The 15,731-nt window shown below is 64.2% G+C and carries 14 protein-coding genes and 1 pseudogene; 4 read left to right on the forward strand and 11 right to left on the reverse strand.

The genetic code is table 11. From position 1 onward, the window contains the following. Nucleotides 1–27: 27 nt before the first annotated feature. From ACFLEY_RS09990 to ACFLEY_RS10015, 6 genes are read right to left on the reverse strand one after another with little or no spacing between them, the layout of a single operon-like run. The gene (locus ACFLEY_RS09990) at nt 28–840 is read right to left on the reverse strand and encodes a Cof-type HAD-IIB family hydrolase (protein ID WP_060908696.1); all 813 of its coding nucleotides are present in this window, start codon (nt 838–840) and stop codon (nt 28–30) included. Further along, nucleotides 837–1,379 carry a gluconokinase gene (locus ACFLEY_RS09995; protein WP_011089501.1) on the reverse strand — a complete coding sequence of 181 codons (543 nt, stop codon included), beginning with the start codon at nt 1,377–1,379 and terminating at the stop codon, nt 837–839. Before ACFLEY_RS09995 ends, ACFLEY_RS09990 begins: the two co-directional genes overlap by 4 nt. Further along, nucleotides 1,366–2,115, reverse strand: coding sequence for a 6-phosphogluconolactonase (pgl, locus tag ACFLEY_RS10000; RefSeq protein ID WP_060908695.1), 750 nt, complete (start codon nt 2,113–2,115; stop codon nt 1,366–1,368). Before pgl ends, ACFLEY_RS09995 begins: the two co-directional genes overlap by 14 nt. Continuing rightward, nucleotides 2,115–3,626, reverse strand: a complete 1,512-nt coding sequence (zwf, locus tag ACFLEY_RS10005) for a glucose-6-phosphate dehydrogenase (RefSeq protein WP_211433954.1) — start codon at nt 3,624–3,626, stop codon at nt 2,115–2,117. The genes pgl and zwf overlap by 1 nt, the downstream gene beginning before the upstream one ends. A gap of 40 nt (nt 3,627–3,666) precedes the next feature. After that, a complete protein-coding gene (gene gnd / locus ACFLEY_RS10010; RefSeq protein WP_011089498.1) occupies nt 3,667–4,665 on the reverse strand; it encodes a phosphogluconate dehydrogenase (NAD(+)-dependent, decarboxylating) in 999 nt (332 codons plus the stop codon). Between the two features lie 13 nt (nt 4,666–4,678). Further along, on the reverse strand, nt 4,679–7,528 hold the full coding sequence (locus ACFLEY_RS10015) for a bifunctional transaldolase/phosoglucose isomerase (protein ID WP_060908693.1): 2,850 nt from the start codon (nt 7,526–7,528) through the stop codon (nt 4,679–4,681). A 290-nt stretch (nt 7,529–7,818) separates the two neighbouring features. On the opposite strand from ACFLEY_RS10015, the gene ACFLEY_RS10020 reads away from it, so the two are divergent. The 4 genes from ACFLEY_RS10020 to ACFLEY_RS10035 all read left to right on the forward strand — a co-directional run bounded on the left by ACFLEY_RS10020 (nt 7,819) and on the right by ACFLEY_RS10035 (nt 13,576). Next, nucleotides 7,819–8,502, forward strand: a complete 684-nt coding sequence (locus tag ACFLEY_RS10020; RefSeq protein WP_060908691.1) for an STM3941 family protein — start codon at nt 7,819–7,821, stop codon at nt 8,500–8,502. Between the two features lie 298 nt (nt 8,503–8,800). Next, entirely contained in the window at nt 8,801–10,744 is a 1,944-nt protein-coding gene (locus tag ACFLEY_RS10025) for a PrkA family serine protein kinase (protein ID WP_011089495.1), read from the forward strand. Between the two features lie 19 nt (nt 10,745–10,763). Then, nucleotides 10,764–12,041: a YeaH/YhbH family protein gene (locus ACFLEY_RS10030; RefSeq protein ID WP_028174548.1), complete on the forward strand. Its 1,278-nt coding sequence runs from the start codon at nt 10,764–10,766 to the stop codon at nt 12,039–12,041. Beyond that, complete coding sequence (locus ACFLEY_RS10035) at nt 12,038–13,576, forward strand: SpoVR family protein (protein WP_060908690.1); 1,539 nt, start codon at nt 12,038–12,040, stop codon at nt 13,574–13,576. Before ACFLEY_RS10030 ends, ACFLEY_RS10035 begins: the two co-directional genes overlap by 4 nt. 137 nt (nt 13,577–13,713) lie before the next feature. Here the strand turns inward: ACFLEY_RS10035 and ACFLEY_RS10040 are convergent, their stop codons facing one another. The 5 genes and pseudogenes from ACFLEY_RS10040 to ACFLEY_RS10060 all read right to left on the reverse strand — a co-directional run. Further along, on the reverse strand, nt 13,714–14,157 hold the full coding sequence (locus tag ACFLEY_RS10040) for a DUF1801 domain-containing protein (RefSeq protein WP_011089492.1): 444 nt from the start codon (nt 14,155–14,157) through the stop codon (nt 13,714–13,716). Further along, complete coding sequence (locus ACFLEY_RS10045; protein WP_082755416.1) at nt 14,154–14,366, reverse strand: hypothetical protein; 213 nt, start codon at nt 14,364–14,366, stop codon at nt 14,154–14,156. Before ACFLEY_RS10045 ends, ACFLEY_RS10040 begins: the two co-directional genes overlap by 4 nt. Nucleotides 14,367–14,410: 44 nt before the next feature. Beyond that, entirely contained in the window at nt 14,411–14,842 is a 432-nt protein-coding gene (locus ACFLEY_RS10050) for an SRPBCC domain-containing protein (protein ID WP_011089490.1), read from the reverse strand. After that, nucleotides 14,839–15,162: a helix-turn-helix transcriptional regulator gene (locus ACFLEY_RS10055; RefSeq protein ID WP_060908689.1), complete on the reverse strand. Its 324-nt coding sequence runs from the start codon at nt 15,160–15,162 to the stop codon at nt 14,839–14,841. The genes ACFLEY_RS10050 and ACFLEY_RS10055 overlap by 4 nt, the downstream gene beginning before the upstream one ends. Nucleotides 15,163–15,264: 102 nt before the next feature. Further along, nucleotides 15,265–15,711 (reverse strand): annotated as a pseudogene (locus ACFLEY_RS10060) (DsrE family protein); the annotation flags it as partial. Nucleotides 15,712–15,731: the final 20 nt, after the last annotated feature.

A 15,731-nucleotide genomic window follows, 5' to 3' on the forward strand; every position in this document is an offset into this window, starting at 1 on the left:
GCAGGCGATAGTTGAGGCCATCAAGCCCTAGCCGACCCCGTTCCGCTTCAAGATCATCTCCATCGCCTCGGCAAAGCCGTCCTGCTCGTTGGTGGCGGTGACGTGGGTGGCCTGGTCCTTGACGTCGTCGGTGGCGTTGCCCATGGCGATCGAGGTGCCGCTGACGCGGAACATCGCGAGGTCGTTCTGCATGTCGCCGATGGTCGCGACCGCGTCGGTCGAGATGTCGAGGCGCTTGGCCATCGCCTCGACGAAGGTGCCCTTGTCGAAGCCGGGCGGGGTGATGTCGAGATAATAGGTCTGCGAGCGCACCGCGGTCGCCTCGCTGCCGAGCGCCTCCTGCATCGCCTTCTCGCAAGCGGCGAGTCCGGCGGCGTCGGCGCTGGCGCCGACGATCTTGCAGGCGCTCGCAAGGTACCGCGAGAAATCCGTCACGATGGTCGGATCGGAGCGGATGGTGTGCTGCTCATGGGCAACGTATTTACCGCCAGGGTTGTCGATCAGCCATTTGTCGGTGGTGAACAGCCAGATGTCGGCGCGGAACTCCCGGAGGATCTGCAAGGACCGCTCGACCGCGCCTGCGGGGATGAGGTGCTGTTCGACCGGCTTCATCTCGGGATCGACGATCGAGGAGCCGTTGAACGGGCCGACCGGCAGCCACAGCGCCAGCGGCTCGATCAGGAAGCGCATGCCGATGGCGGGGCGGCTGGAGGTGATGGTGAAGCCGATGCCGGCCTGGTGCAGCCGCTGCACCGCGGACCTCGCACGTTCCGTCAGCGTCTTGTCCTTGGTCAGCAGCGTGCCGTCGACGTCGGAGACCACGAGTGAGATTGGCGTCATGGCAGAACCTTGGGTATTGCGCCGCCCAGTTTCAATTGCCGCACGACGCCGTCCACGATCGCCTCGACGGTTTCGTCGATCGAGACGGTGACGACGTGCTCGCTCGCCTCCGGGGCTTCCAGCGTGTTGAACTGGCTCGTCAGCAGCCCTGGCGGCATGAAGTGGCCCTTGCGGTGCGCGAGGCGTTCGGCGATCAGCTCCTTCGTGCCCTTCAGGAAGACGAAGCGGACGTCGTCGCGCCCCCGCAGCAGTACGTCACGATAGGTGTGCTTCAGCGCCGAGCAGGCGATGATGACGTGCTTGCCGCTCTTGCAGACCCGTTCGATCTCGTCGGCGATGGCGTTGAGCCAGGGCCAGCGGTCCTCGTCGGTGAGGGGATGGCCGGCCTTCATCTTCTCGACATTGCTGGCGGGATGAAAGCTGTCGCCGTCCTCGAAGCGCCAGCCGAGCCGCTCGCCCAGCGCCTCCGCAACCGTGCTCTTGCCCGAACCCGACACGCCCATCACGATCAACGCACAAGGTGCTTCAACGCGGCCCACGAATTTCCTCCGGAAGCGCGGCCTGGTCGACCAGCCAGACGGTCTCACCATTCGAGCGCGCGCGTACAGCCGGCAGAGTCTCGCCATTGAGGAGGCGCGTCAAGATCGGCTGCTTGTCATGTCCCGCAATCTCGAACAGCATTTCGCGGCAGGACGCAAGGACGGGCAGGGTGAGGGAGACCCGCGGCACGAAGGGTGCCACATTGGCCTTGGGCACCCCGACGACCCAGCGCTGCATTTCCTCGATTTCGGGGTAGCCGGGAAACAGCGAGGCGGTGTGACCGTCCGGACCGGCGCCCATCAAGACCAGGTCGAACAGTGGCCGGGCCGGATCGAGGCTTTCCGAACCATAGAAGGCCTGCAGCTCGCGCGCATAGGCGGCGGCGCCTTGATCCGGGTTCTCAGTCGCGGTCGGGATCGGGTGGACATGGCCGGAGGGCGCATCGCGGTCGAGAAAGGCCGCGCGCGCGACCGCCATGTTGTTGAGGGGATCGCTCTCAGCCACGAAGCGCTCGTCGCCGATGAACCAGTGCACGCGATCCCACGGGATTTTTCCACGCCAGGAATCGCCGCCGAGCAGTTGATAGAGCTTTTTCGGGCTCGAGCCGCCGGTCAGGCAGATCGCGATACGCCCCGGATTGGCGCCAATCCGCGCCATCACCCGTTCCGCCGCGGCCTGCGCAAGGGCCTCGGCGTCGGCCGCGACAATCAGCTTCGGCTGGCCGGCCGCCGCCATCACGAAAACTTCCGCCAGCTTCGTCCGTCGCGCCGGAGCAGCTCGTCCGCGCAGGCGGGGCCGTCGCTGCCGGCTTCATAGGTCTCGATGCCGTTGGTGCCCTCGCTCTTCCAGGCGTCCAGGAACGGCTGCACCGCCTGCCATCCGGCCTCGATGCCGTCGGCGCGCTGGAACAGTATGTTGTCGCCGATCATGCAGTCGTAGATCAGCGTCTCGTAGCCGGTCGAGGGATCGACGCGGAAATAGTCGCCATAGCGGAACTTCATCTCGACGCCGTCGATGGTGATGCTCGGGCCCGGAATCTTGGCGTTGAACTGAAGCTCGATGGTCTCGGTCGGCGCGATGCCGATGGTGAGGAAGTTCTGCGACAGGCGGTCGACGTCCGTGCCCGAGAACATCGACAGCGGCGCCTGCTTGAACTTGATCGCGACTTCGGTGCGCTTGTGACCCAGCGCCTTGCCGGTGCGCAAGTAGAAGGGGACGCCGGCCCAGCGCCAATTGTCGATCATCAGCTTGAGCGCGACAAAGGTCTCGGTGGTGCTGCCGGGCTTGACGTCCTCGGTCTTGCGATAGTCCGTGATCTCCTCGTCGCCGATACGGCCGGCGAGATATTGCGCGCGCACTGAATTCTTCAGCGCCTCTTCCCGGCTGGGCTGCTGGATCGAGGTGAGCACGTCGGCCTTCTCGGAGCGCACGGAATGCGCGTCGAATCGTGCAGGCGGCTCCATCGCGACCAGCGACATCAGCTGGAACAGATGGTTCGGTACCATGTCGCGCAGCGCGCCGGTGGCGTCGTAGAAGCCGCCGCGATGGCCGACGCCGAGCTTCTCTTCCACCGTGATCTGGATGTGGTCGATGTGGTTGCGATTCCAGATCGGCTCGAACATGCCGTTGGCAAAGCGCAGCACCAAAATGTTCTGCACCGTCTCCTTGCCGAGATAGTGATCGATCCGGTAGATCTGGTGCTCGTCCATGAACTTCAACAGCTCGGCATTCAGCGCGCGTGCCGAGGCGAGGTCGGTGCCGAACGGCTTTTCGATCACGAGGCGTCGCCAGGCGCCGTTCTCCTCCATCATGCCGGTGCGGCCGAGCTCACGCGCGGTCGGCGCGAACGCGGCGGGCGGCGTTGCCAGATAGAACAGCCGGTTGCCGCCGGTGTCCTGCGCGCATTCCAGCGAATCCAGATGCTCGCGCAAGCGGTCGAAGGACGGCGGGTCCTTCGGGTCGGCCTCGACGAAGGTCAGGCATTGCAGCAGCTTCTGGGCGATATCGTCGTCCACGGGTCGCGTCGCGAACTGGCGCAGGCCCTTCAACAGGCTGCTGCGCAGCTCGTCATCCGATTGGCCCTTGCGGGCCACGCCGACGACACAGAACTTTTCCGGTAACAGGTGCTCGGCCGCGAGATTGTAGAGCGAGGGCATCACAAGGCGATGAGTAAGGTCTCCGGTCACGCCAAAGATGACGAAGGCGCAATTTTCCGGCTTGCGCTTGGCTTGCGGGTCTTTTGTCACGAATAATCGGCCTTCGCTCTGTTACTTGATACTTCGCCTTTTATTTGGGCTTCGAAGCGCCCGGCTGCTTTGGCTCCTTGTGGCCGCCGAAACCCGCGCGCATCGCGGAGAGAATTTTTTCGGCGAAGGTGTGTTCCTTGCGGGAACGGAAACGTGTGTAGAGCGCCGCGGTCAGGACTTCGGCCGGCACCGCCTCGTCGATCGCCGCATTCACGGTCCAGCGGCCTTCGCCGGAATCTTCGACGAAGCCGGAATATTCCGCCAATGCCGGGCTGTCGGCGAGCGCCGTCGAGGTGAGATCGAGCAGCCAGGACGGGATCACGCTGCCGCGCCGCCAGACTTCTGCGATGTCGGCGAGATCGAAATCGTAGCGATGGTCCGCCGGCAAGGCATCGATGTTGGCGTTCTTGAGGATGTCGAACCCTTCGGCATAGGCCTGCATCAGGCCGTATTCGATGCCGTTGTGGATCATCTTGACGAAGTGGCCGGCGCCGACGGGGCCGGCGTGGATATAGCCCTGCTCGATGCGGGGATCGCGCCCCTCACGTCCTTCCGTGCGCGGAATGTCGCCGGCGCCGGGCGCGAGCGCGGCGAAGATCGGATCGAGCCGGTCCACCACCTGTTTCTCGCCGCCGATCATCATGCAATAGCCGCGGTCGAGACCCCAGACGCCGCCGGAGGTGCCAACGTCGACATAGTGGATGCCGCGTGCCTTCAGCGCCTTGCCGCGGCGGACGTCGTCCTGCCAGAAGGTGTTGCCGCCGTCGATGATGACGTCGCCTTCCTGCATCACGCCCGCGATCGTGTCGATCGTCGTCTCGGTGATGCGCCCCGCAGGCAGCATCACCCAGGCCGTTCGCGGCCGCTCCAGCTTTGCGACGAACTCCTCCAGCGTCGCCGAGCCTACCGCGCCGTCTGCGGCAAGGCCGGCGACGGCCTTGGCGTCCTTGTCATAGACCACGGTCGAATGGCCGTGGCGCATCAGCCGGCGAACGATGTTGCCGCCCATCCGGCCGAGGCCGATCATGCCGAGTTGCATCTGAGAGATTCCCTTAATTCAGCGCGTCGTTAAGCGCCGCGTTGAGCGCCGCGAGACCCTTCTTGAGTCCGCCCTTCAGGTGGACGCGCAATGCGCGCCGCCCGCGCTCGGTGAGCACATCGAAATCGCCGCGCGCCTGCGCCGCCTTGATCACGCCGAAGCTGGCCTTCTGGCCCGGCACGGCCAGGTCCTTGGCGTCGTCAGCGGTGATCTGGAGGAACACGCCGCTGTCGGGCCCGCCCTTGTAGGCCTGTCCCGTCGAGTGCAGGAAGCGCGGTCCGAACTCGGCGCAGGTCGCGACATGGCGCTTCTCGCGCACCTCGAGCCGCATCGCCTGAAGCGCGTCGATGGTGGCCTTGTCGCGCGCGATGTAGCCAAGCAGGGCGACATAATCGCCATGGCCCGAGCGCGAGAGATGCGCCTTCAGCCAGGAAGTGAGGTCGCCGTTGGCGCCGGCGGCGCGCAGTGCCGTGGCGTTGGCCTCGTCGGTATAGAGATCGGCCTCGTCGGTGCTGACCACCGGCTGCTCCGCCGGCAGCGCGCCGGTCTTCTCGAACGACGCGGTGAGCTCGCGGGTCTTGATCTTGGCCGCTTCCACGTCCGGCTGGTCGAACGGGTTGATGCCGAGGATGCTGCCTGCCACCGCCGTCGCCATCTCGAAGCGGAAGAACTCCTGACCGAGATGGTCGATCGACTTCATGACGATGCGCACGACGGGATGGCCGGCCGCTTCGATCGCGGCAAGCTTCGAGTCATGGGCAGCGTCCGCCTCGCCCTCGGTGCGGATGTCGATGAAGAAGCGGTCGTTGCCGTAAGCCGCGGCTTCGCCCAGCGGCTCGCCGTCGATCGGGATCAGGCCCTTGCCCTCCTTGCCGGTCGATTCCGCGATCAGCTGCTCGGCCCAGGCGCCGAAATCGGTGATCTTCTTCGACGACAGGATCGTCACCTTGTCGCGGCCTTCGAGGCCGGCGAGGCCCATGGCAAGGCCGAGCTGCACGCCGGGATTCTCGCTTGGCGGCACGTCCGGTCCGCAGGAGCGGGCCATCGCGAGCGCATGCTTGACGAAGGTCTTGACGTCGATGCCCGCGGTCGCCGCCGGCACTAGGCCGAACGGCGAGAGCACCGAATAGCGGCCGCCGATCGAGGGCTCGCCGTGGAAGATACGGGCGTAGTTCAGCGTCTTGGCCGACTTCTCCAGCGACGAGCCGGGATCGGTCACCGCGATGAAGCGGTGGCCGGTCTTCACCTTGGGGCCGACCGCCTGCGCGACGCGGTCGTGGAAATAGTCCTTCATCGCGTTCGGCTCGGTGGTGCCGCCGGACTTGCTGGACACGATGAACACGGTGTTGGCGATGTCGATCTTCGCTTCCATCGCCCGCACCTGGGCGGGATCGGTGGAATCGAGCACATGCAGCTTCGGAAAGCCTGACTTTCGCGCAAAGGTCTCGGCCAGCACCTCGGGCCCGAGGCTCGATCCGCCCATGCCGAGCACGACCGCATCGGAGAATTTCTGGCCCTTCACGCGGCTCGCATAGTCCTCATAGTCGGCGACGTCCGCCTTGGCGGCGCTGTCGAGCCAGCCGAGCCATTTGTCCTCGTCGGCCCCGGTCCAGACCGATTTGTCACGCTGCCACAGCCTGCGGATCTTGGCCGACGCGCGCCATTCCTCGGTGCTCTTCGCCACCGCCTTGCCGAGCCCGTCGCCGAGCGACAACTGCTGGCGGTCAAGCGCGGGCCCGAGCACGGTGGCGCGCTTGTGCGCAACGGCGCCGTAGAGCTTGTCGGCGGCGTCGGCGAACAGCTTGACGCCATCCTTGACCAGCTCTTCGGTGATCGCGTCGAGCGAGACGCCGGAGCGCTCCAGCTCCTCCAGCACGCGCCTTGCGTCGTCGACGTTCTCCTCCAGGCTGTCGCGCGGCTTGCCGTGGTCGCGGAACGCATCCAGCGTCGCCGGCGGCACGGTGTTGATGGTGTCAGGGCCGATCAGCTCCTCGACATAGAGGACGTCGCTGTAATCCTTGTTCTTGGTGCCGGTCGAGGCCCACAGCATGCGCTGCGGCTTGGCGCCCCTGGCGGCGAGCCTCTCCCAGCGGGAACCGGAGAACAGGCGCTTGTAATCCTGGTAGGCGACCTTGGCGTTGGCGATGGCGACCTTGCCCTTCAGCGCGGCCAGCCGTTCCTTCTCGCTGGGGTCGTTGGCGCGCGCGATCTTCTCGTCGAGCTGCTTGTCGACCACCGAGTCGATGCGGCTGACGAAGAAGCTCGCGACGCTCGCGACATGCGACGGATCGCCGCCGCCTGCGACGTATTTCTCGAGGCCGGCGAGATAGGCCTCCGCGACCTGGAGGTAGACGTCCCTGGAGAACAGCAGCGTGATGTTGATGCTGATGCCCTCGCCGATGAGCGTCTCGATCGCCGGCAGGCCTTCCGGCGTCGCCGGCACCTTCACCATCAGGTTCTTGCGGTTGACGTCCTTCCAGAGCCGCCGTGCCTCGGCGACCGTCCCGGCGGTGTCCATCGCAAGATAGGGCGAGACCTCCAGGCTGACATAGCCGTCGCCCCCCTTGAGGCGGTCATAGACCGGGCGGAGCACGTCGGCGGCGTTCTGGATGTCCTCGACCGCGACGGCTTCGAACAGGTCGGCCACGCTCCGGTCGCCGCGCTTCAGCGCCTTGCCGATCGGGGCGTCGTACTCGTCCGAACTGCCGATCGCCTTCTCGAAGATCGACGGATTGGAGGTGACGCCCTTGACGCCGTCGGTGTCGATCAGCCGCTTGAGGTCGCCCTTGGCGATGAAGCCACGGGCCAGGAAGTCCAGCCAGACGGCTTGTCCGTGCTTTTCCAGTTCTTTGACGGGATTCATGATACTTATTTATCTCCAAGCCTGCGGGCGAGGGGTTTCCGCGCCGGTCCTGACGCGCTATCCTCTAGCTTACATGCTCCCGGGAGGGAACCAATCAAGGGAATAGGCGTCATACCCTCCAGTGTAACTCCGTCGCGATCATGGCGATCCAGGCGGTTGTGGTCGTGTTGCGTAAAAAGTCGCTGGCCGAGGAGGTTCGGTCGAGGTCTCGTTGCGTAACGTCTGCCGGCCGCTGCACAGAGTGCATCGGCGGATTCCGATCCGCCTGATGCTTCATCGCCCGGTCGCGAATGGCCATGCTGGGGGAAGGCATGCACGCACATCCTGACGGCCCACCGCTCGCCGTCACCGACGGATCGCAATCAGTCGTGCCGGCCGTAGGTATCGACGCGGCCCACGATCTCGAAATCAACCCATGCACGACGTATCTGCGGCTGCTGGTCGCGGCGGGCTTTGCGATGACCCTGCTCGGCGCCGGCCTTGCCGTCGACTGGTGGGACGGCCTCGGCGACTACGACACGACGGTCGGCTATGCCGGCGTCGCGGTGTTCGGCCTGGTCACCAGCCGGCTGATCTGGATGCTCCCCGCCGAACGCGGGCCGGTGGTGATCGTCACCCCCTATGGCATCCGCGATCTCCGCATCGGCAATGAATTTCTGCTGTGGGAGTCGATTGCGGAGGTTTCGACCGAGGAACGGCGCGGCCGCAAGACGATCGTGCTGACGCCGACGCCGGGCTTGCAGCGGCAGCTCTCCTGTATCCGCGCCAACATCCGGTCGACGTCGCGCGGCGTGCAGGACGATCGCATCATCATACGCCCCGACGGACTGGCGACCGATTTTGACACATTGCTGCGCGCCTGCCGCGACTGTCACGCCGCCAGCGATTCACGCACCGCATTGCGGCGGGACCGCGATCAAGGCGCGGAAGGCTCGGGTCCGGTCTCACAAGGCTTGGCCGCACAAGCGTCATAAAGCTGCCGCCGGCTGACGGCTATGCTGCACCGCCGGATAGGCTGATCCCCGGTAACGCCCGGATGTTGCGGCCGAGTGACATTTGCTGGAAATGAGCGAAGATATACATAGATTCGCATAAATAACAGGCAGGTGCCTGTTCGTAACTCACCTGGTTGCCTACGTTGTGCGTTGCGTCGAGTCGGCCCCCGGGTGTCCAATGATCGTCATGTGCTCACGCTGATTCGAAACGGCCTGAGGAACGGTCCGGTAACTGCTTTCGTTTCAGCTTGTAGCGGAACTCACGCGGAGAGGGATCATGTACAACGATTCTCTATTCAACGCTTTCGCTCGGTCGTTCGAGGCGAGAAGCCAGCACGACATGTCGATGGCGGAATATCTGGAATCGTGTCGAAGCGATCCCATGAAATACGCGAACGCGGCCGAACGACTGCTAGCAGCGATCGGTGAACCCCAGACGATTGACACGGCCAAGGACCCACGCCTTGGCCGTATTTTTTTGAACCGCACCATCCGTACCTATCCGGCCTTCGCCGGCTTCTACGGCATGGAAGAAACCATCGAGCGCATCGTTGGTTTCTTCCGGCACGCGGCGCAGGGCCTGGAGGAGCGCAAGCAGATCCTCTATCTGCTCGGCCCCGTCGGCGGCGGCAAATCCTCGCTCGCCGAGCGGCTGAAGTCGCTGATGGAAGTGCATCCGATCTACGTGCTCAAGGCCGGCGACGAACTCTCGCCCGTGTTCGAGAGCCCGCTCAGCCTGTTCGATCCCGATCAGCTCGGGCCGATGCTGGAGGAGAAATACGGCATTCCGCGCCGGCGCCTCACCGGATTGATGAGCCCGTGGTGCTACAAGCGGCTTGAGGCCTTCGGCGGCGACATTTCCCAGTTCCGGGTCGCAAAAATCCAGCCGTCGCGGCTGCGCCAGATCGCGATTGCCAAGACCGAGCCCGGTGACGAGAACAACCAGGACATCTCCTCGCTGGTCGGCAAGGTCGACATCCGCAAGCTCGAGACCTACGCGCAGAACGACCCCGACGCCTACAGCTATTCCGGCGGTCTCAACCGCGCCAATCAGGGTATCCTCGAATTCGTCGAGATGTTCAAGGCGCCGATCAAGATGCTGCACCCGCTGCTCACGGCGACGCAGGAAGGCAACTACATCGGCACCGAGAACATCGGTGCGATCCCGTTCACCGGCATCATCCTCGCGCACTCCAACGAGGCGGAGTGGGCGAGCTTCAAGGCCAACAAGAACAACGAAGCCTTCATCGACCGCATCTGCGTGATCAAGGTGCCCTATGTCCTGCGGGTCACGGAAGAGCAGAAGATCTACGAGAAGCTGATCCAGGGCTCCGAGCTGGCGTCGGCGCCGTGTGCGCCGTCGACGCTGGAGACGATGGCGCGTTTCTCGGTGATGTCGCGCCTGCGCAAGCACGAGAATTCCACCGTGTTTGGCAAGATGCGGGTCTACGACGGCGAGAGCCTGAAGGAATCCGATCCGAAGGCGCGCAGCGTCCAGGAATATCGCGATGCCGCCGGCGTCGACGAGGGCATGGACGGCGTCTCCACGCGCTTTGCCTTCAAGATCCTGGCTGCGACGTTCAACCACGATCCGCAGGAAGTCGCCGCCGACGCCGTGCATCTGATGTACGCGCTGGAGCAGTCGATCAAGCGCGAGCAGCTGCCCGAGGAAGTCGAGAAACGGTACCTCGAATTCATCAAGGCGGACCTCGCGCCGCGCTATGCCGAGTTCATCGGAAACGAGATCCAGAAAGCCTATCTCGAATCCTACTCGGATTACGGCCAGAACCTGTTCGATCGCTACGTCGACTATGCCGATGCCTGGATCGAGGACCAGGACTTCAAGGATCCCGATACGGGACAGCTCCTGGATCGCGAATTGTTGAACCAGGAACTGACCAAAATCGAGAAGCCGGCGGGCATCGCCAACCCCAAGGATTTCCGCAACGAGGTGGTCAAATTCTCGTTACGGTCGCGGGCCCAGAACGGCGGCAAGAATCCGACCTGGACCTCCTACGAGAAGATTCGCGACGTGATCGAAAAGCGGATATTCTCCCAGGTTGAGGACCTGCTTCCGGTCATCTCCTTCGGGTCGAAGAAGGACGGCGAGACGGAGAAGAAGCACGGCGAGTTCGTCGCACGCATGGTGGAGCGCGGCTACACCGAGCGTCAGGTTCGCCGGCTCGTCGAATGGTATATGCGTGTGAAGCAGGCCGGTTGAGGCGGATGGAAAAGTGCCCATTCACATTATTGACAGGCGCCTGAATCCAGGCGGCAAGAGTCTTGAGAACCGCCAGCGGTTCTTGCGTCGGGCCAAATCCCTGGTGCAGGGCGCCGTCAAGAAGACCTCGCAGGAACGCGACATCAAGGACGTCCTGGAGGGTGGTGAGGTCACGATCCCGCTCGACGGGATGCATGAGCCGCGTTTCCGGCGCGAAGGCGGAACGCGCGACATGGTGTTGCCCGGAAACAAGAAGTTCGTCGAGGGCGACTATCTGCAGCGTTCCGGCCAGGGCAGCGCCAAGGATTCCGGTCCCGGCGAAGGCGACAGCGAGGACGCCTTCCGCTTCGTGCTGAGCCGCGACGAATTCGTCGATCTCTTCCTCGACGACCTCGAGCTGCCGGATCTTGCCAAGCGCAAGATCGCGCAGACCGAGAGCGAGGGCATCCAGCGCGCCGGCTACACCACGTCGGGCTCGCCCGCCAACATCTCGGTGAGCCGGACGGTGAAGCTCGCGCTCGCCCGCCGCATCGCGCTCAAGCGTCCCCGCAAGGACGAGATCGAAGAGCTCGAAGCCGCAATCGCGGCATGCACCGACGAGGACGAGCGTGTGGTGCTTCTCGCCGAGCTGGAAAAGCTGATGGCGAAGACCAAGCGGATTCCGTTCATCGATCCGCTCGACATCCGCTACCGCCGCTTCGAGACGGTGCCGAAGCCGGTCGCGCAGGCCGTGATGTTCTGCCTGATGGACGTCTCCGGCTCGATGTCCGAGCACATGAAGGATCTCGCCAAACGCTTCTACATGCTGCTCTACGTGTTCCTGAAGCGCCGCTACAAGCACGTCGAGATCGTCTTCATCCGCCACACCGACCGCGCCGAGGAGGTAGACGAGCAGACCTTCTTCTACGGCCCGGCCTCCGGCGGCACGCTGGTCTCCAGCGCGCTCCAGGCGATGCACGACATCGTGCGCGAGCGCTTCAATCCGTCGGACTGGAATATCTACGCAGCGCAGGCCTCCGACGGCGACAACTCCTATTCCGACGGCGAGCTCACTGGGCTTCTGCTGACCGACAAGATCCTGCCGGTCTGCCAGTTCTTTGCCTATCTCGAGGTCGGCGAGTCCGGCGGCAGCGCCTTCGATCTCTCCGACTCCTCGCTCTGGACCCTCTATGAGCGCCTGCGCAACAGCGGCGCACCGCTCTCGATGCGCAAGGTCAGCGAGCGCAGCGAGATCTTCCCGGTGTTCCACGACCTGTTCCAGCGCCGCGAAACCTCTCAGGAGAAAGCCGCTCCATGACGGAAAGATTGTTCGAAGGCGCGGATTGGGACTTCCACACCTTGCAGCGCATCACCGATGCCTGCGAGGAGGTGGCGAAGAACGATCTCGGGCTCGACGTCTATCCGAACCAGATCGAGGTCATCACCGCCGAGCAGATGCTGGATGCCTACTCGTCGGTCGGCATGCCCCTGTTCTACAAGCACTGGTCCTTCGGCAAGCACTTCGCCTACCACGAGGCCTCCTACCGCAAGGGCCTGATGGGCCTCGCCTATGAGATCGTGATCAACTCCTCGCCCTGCATCTCCTATCTGATGGAGGAGAATACGGCGACGATGCAGACGCTGGTGATCGCGCACGCCGCCTTCGGCCACAATCACTTCTTCAAGAACAACTATCTGTTCAAGCAGTGGACCGACGCCGACGGCATTCTGGACTATCTCGATTTCGCCAAGAACCACGTCATGCAGTGCGAGGAGCGCTACGGCCGCGCCGAGGTCGAGCGTACGCTCGATGCCGCGCACGCGCTGATGTCGCACGGCATCGACCGCTACCCGGGCAAGAAGAAGCTCGACCTGCGCGCCGAGGAGAAGCGGGCAGGGCGTCGCCGCCAGCACGAGGAGGAGGTCTTCAACGACCTCTGGCGCACCGTGCCGGCGGGCAAGAGCAAGAGCCGTTCCGCGCTCAGCGTCGAGCGGCGCCGCAAGCTGCTCGGCCTGCCGCAGGAAAACCTGCTCTACTTCCTGGAAAAGAGCGCGCCGCGGCTGGCGCCCTGGCAGCGCGAATTGCTGCGCATCGTCCGCCACATCGCGCAATATTTCTATCCGCAGAGCCAGACCAAGGTGATGAACGAGGGGACGGCGACCTACGTCCACTATCGCATCATGACCAAGCTGCACCAGCAGGGCCGCATCACCGACGGCAACTTCCTCGAATTCCTGGGATCGCACACCAATGTGGTGTTCCAGCCCGAATTCGACGATCCGCGCTTCTCCGGCTTCAATCCCTACGCGCTCGGCTTCGCCATGATGCAGGACATCGAGCGCATCGTCACCAGCCCTTCGGACGAGGACCGCGAGTGGTTCCCTGACATCGCCGGCAAGAACGACGTGATGGGCGTGCTGCGCGACGTCTGGGCCAACTACCGCGACGAGAGCTTCATCGGCCAGTTCCTGAGCCCGAAGCTGATGCGACAGCTCCGCATGTTCCATCTGCACGACGACCCCGAGGAGCGTGCCGGCATCCGCGTCGATGCCATTCACGACGAGCGCGGCTTCCGCCGCGTCCGGCGCGAGCTGGCGCGGCAGCACGATGTCGGCTACATCGACGCCAATATCGAGGTGGTCGACGTCGATCTCTCCGGCGACCGCCGGCTGATCCTGCATCACCACGTCATCAAGGGCGCACAGCTCAACGAGACCGACGCCAAGCGGGTGCTCCAGCATCTGGCGGACCTCTGGACCTACGACGTCGCGCTGATCGAGGTCGATGCCAACGACAAGGTCCTGCGCGAATATGTCGTGAGCCCGCGCCCGATCCCGGCGGCGGTGGCCTGAGGCGCCGGCAACTTCTGGCGCTTGACGATGAGTCCCTACTAGTGCGCCGACGAAGGTGCGTTCCCTCCCCCACAAGGGGGGAGGGAACGGAGAGAGCGTTGCCTTGCCCTGGCCAGACTCGATTTGACCTCAGCTCATCACGCTTTCGTCTTCGCTGGCTTCTTCTTCACCTTGGACGCGTTCAGGGCCACGGCTGCGCGGATCAGCGCCTTCAGCGCTTTCTCGTTGATTTTCTCGCCCTCGCGAATATCGATCGCGCGCCGCACATTGCCGTCGAGGCTGGAATTGAACAGGCCGGCCGGGTCATCGAGCGCCGCACCCTTTGCAAAGGTCAGCTTCACGACGGCCTTGTAGGTTTCGCCGGTGCAGATGATGCCGTCGTGCTCCCACACGGGAACGCCGCGCCACTTCCATTCCTCGACCACGTCAGGGTCGGCGTCCTTGATCAGGGCGCGAATCCGCCCGAGCATCTCGCCGCGCCAGTCGCCGAGCTCCTTGATCCTGCCGTCGATCAGCTTGGACGCCGACGCTCCGTCCGCGTCCTTCGGGCTGCTTGTCTTCATCGCGGCGGCCTTCTTCATGACCGCGCCTCGCGCTGCACGCCGCTGCGCCGGTCAAGATAGGGCAGCGCGAACAGATACAGCCCGGTCGCGAGCAGCGGGATCAGCGGGACGAGCGCCAGGAAACCGATCCACACGGCCTGGATCTGCATGGTCATCGCGACGATGTTCGCGATGACGGCGATCGTGAAGGCGATGGACAGCCAGCGATGGATTTGTCGAATGTTCAACGAGACCTCCTTTGCAATGGTCGGAATGGATGTACGCCGCCGGCTCAATCCGGTCGCGCCAGCAGCTCGTCCAGCTTGGTGAGAAACTGCTTCCAGCCGGCATGCGCACCGCCATAGGCCTGCTTCTGCGTCGGGCTGAAGCCCGCCTGCTCGACGCGCAGATGCGTGCCCGCATTCGTCGGTGTCAGCGTGAAGGTGACGACGCTTCGCAAGTCGAACGCCGCGTCCTCATGCGCGAAATTCCAGGTGTAGGCGAGCGTCTTCTGCGGCTCGATGGTGAGCACCTCGCAGTCCAGCACGCCGCCCCATTCGCCGCGAAGATTGAAGCGATGGCCGACTGACGGCTTGAAGTCGTTCTTCATCAGCCATTCCTCGATCAAATGCGGCTGTGTCAGCGCGCGCCAGATCCGCTCGGCCGGAAAGGCAAATTCGCGCTCGATGACGACGGCGCGGGTCTCACTTGAGGTTTCGGTCATTGGTCCATCCTCTTCAGGAGATCGTCGAGTGCGTCGAGCCGGTTCTGCCAGAACCCGGCCATCTGGCTGGTCCAGTCGAGCAGCGGATTGAGCGCACCGGGCTGGGCGCTGTAATGGGTCTGGCGTCCTTCATGGCGGTCGCGCACGAGGCCGGCGTGCTTCAGCGCGCCGAGATGTTTCGAGACCGCCGGCTGGGAAACGCCCGACCGTGCCGTCAGTGCCCCGACCGTCTGCTCGCCCTCGCGGCACAACCGCTCGAAGATCGCCCGCCGGGTCGGATCGGCGAGCGTCCTGAACAGGAGGTCGGGGGCGGTGGACATGCAAATTCCATAACCATTCAGTTATGGATCAATTCATAACCGCAGGGTTATGGGTAAGTCAAGCGCGATGCGAGCAGTTTTGGCGCGTTCAGATCCGCGCTCAGGCCGCAGATAGAGATATCCCTGCGACTGGAGCTCGGCCAAGCGGACCACGCCGCCTTTCTCCGCGCTGACGAAGCCCGGCAGCAGATCCGTCAGCGTGACGTTCTGCGCCTTCATCGTGTTGCCGCAGGCCGCGAGCTCGACGCCGTCCTTGGAGAACTCGCCGACGCGCTTGCTGACATCGGGGTTGGCCTGCGCCGAGTGAAACGCCTTCAGCGCCGGCCCGTGGATCACCAGCGCGATCGTGACGTGCTCGGGGCCGCCGACGCCGTCGATGTGGTTCTGGATGTTGCCGAGCACGAAATTGACCTTCTCGGCGTCGCTGAGGTGATAGACGACCTTGAGCCTGTTCGACGGCGGAGCCTCGGTCGCGGCCTGTGCGCGGGAGGCGCCGAGCGCCGCACCTAGCGCTGAAACGGCGCTCCACAGGATGTTCCGGCGGTTCATGGCGATCTCCCTCGGCTACG

The sequence above is a fragment of the Bradyrhizobium sp. YCK136 genome (assembly GCF_044570075.1).
GTDB classification, from domain to species: Bacteria; Pseudomonadota; Alphaproteobacteria; order Rhizobiales; family Xanthobacteraceae; genus Bradyrhizobium; species Bradyrhizobium diazoefficiens.

What these genes read in the sequence shown, in the direction of transcription:
- ACFLEY_RS09990 (WP_060908696.1), bottom strand. Translation starts at nt 840, where the DNA reads ATGACGCCAATCTCACTCGTGGTCTCCGACGTCGACGGCACGCTGCTG.
- pgl (WP_060908695.1), bottom strand. Translation starts at nt 2,115, where the DNA reads ATGGCGGCGGCCGGCCAGCCGAAGCTGATTGTCGCGGCCGACGCCGAG.
- gnd (WP_011089498.1), bottom strand. Translation starts at nt 4,665, where the DNA reads ATGCAACTCGGCATGATCGGCCTCGGCCGGATGGGCGGCAACATCGTT.
- ACFLEY_RS10015 (WP_060908693.1), bottom strand. Translation starts at nt 7,528, where the DNA reads ATGAATCCCGTCAAAGAACTGGAAAAGCACGGACAAGCCGTCTGGCTG.
- ACFLEY_RS10020 (WP_060908691.1), top strand. Translation starts at nt 7,819, where the DNA reads ATGGCCATGCTGGGGGAAGGCATGCACGCACATCCTGACGGCCCACCG.
- ACFLEY_RS10025 (WP_011089495.1), top strand. Translation starts at nt 8,801, where the DNA reads ATGTACAACGATTCTCTATTCAACGCTTTCGCTCGGTCGTTCGAGGCG.
- ACFLEY_RS10035 (WP_060908690.1), top strand. Translation starts at nt 12,038, where the DNA reads ATGACGGAAAGATTGTTCGAAGGCGCGGATTGGGACTTCCACACCTTG.
- ACFLEY_RS10040 (WP_011089492.1), bottom strand. Translation starts at nt 14,157, where the DNA reads ATGAAGAAGGCCGCCGCGATGAAGACAAGCAGCCCGAAGGACGCGGAC.
- ACFLEY_RS10050 (WP_011089490.1), bottom strand. Translation starts at nt 14,842, where the DNA reads ATGACCGAAACCTCAAGTGAGACCCGCGCCGTCGTCATCGAGCGCGAA.
- ACFLEY_RS10055 (WP_060908689.1), bottom strand. Translation starts at nt 15,162, where the DNA reads ATGTCCACCGCCCCCGACCTCCTGTTCAGGACGCTCGCCGATCCGACC.